This window comes from Pseudomonas sp. CM25 (assembly GCF_013179705.1).
In the GTDB taxonomy this organism is placed as follows: domain Bacteria; phylum Pseudomonadota; class Gammaproteobacteria; order Pseudomonadales; family Pseudomonadaceae; genus Aquipseudomonas.
Map to the genome: position 1 here is coordinate 1 of NZ_JABMCW010000718.1, position 622 is coordinate 622.

Here is a 622-nt window from a genome sequence, read left to right on the forward strand (position 1 = left end):
TGATTTCTGACTTTTGTCAGATCGTTCTTTAAAAATTCGGATATGTGATAGAAATAGACTGAACACCAGTTTCACTGCTGGTGGATCAGGCTAAGGTAAAATTTGTGAGTTCTGCTCGAAAGAGCGACGTGCGAATTTTCGGCGAATGTCGTCTTCACAGTATAACCAGATTGCTTGGGGTTATATGGTCAAGTGAAGAAGCGCATACGGTGGATGCCTTGGCAGTCAGAGGCGATGAAAGACGTGGTAGCCTGCGATAAGCTTTGGGGAGTCGGCAAACAGACTGTGATCCAGAGATCTCTGAATGGGGGAACCCACTCAGCACAAGCTGAGTATCTTGTACTGAATACATAGGTGCAAGAGGCGAACCAGGGGAACTGAAACATCTAAGTACCCTGAGGAATAGAAATCAACCGAGATTCCCTTAGTAGTGGCGAGCGAACGGGGACCAGCCCTTAAGTTGGTTTGAGATTAGTGGAACGCTCTGGAAAGTGCGGCCATAGTGGGTGATAGCCCCGTACACGAAAATCTCTTATCAATGAAATCGAGTAGGACGGAGCACGAGAAACTTTGTCTGAATATGGGGGGACCATCCTCCAAGGCTAAATACTACTGACTGACC

1 rRNA gene is annotated in these 622 nt (G+C 47.1%); it reads left to right on the plus strand.

The window, feature by feature from the left end:
• Positions 1–186: 186 nt before the first annotated feature.
• Positions 187–622 (plus strand): 23S ribosomal RNA (locus tag HP546_RS30905); the annotation flags it as partial.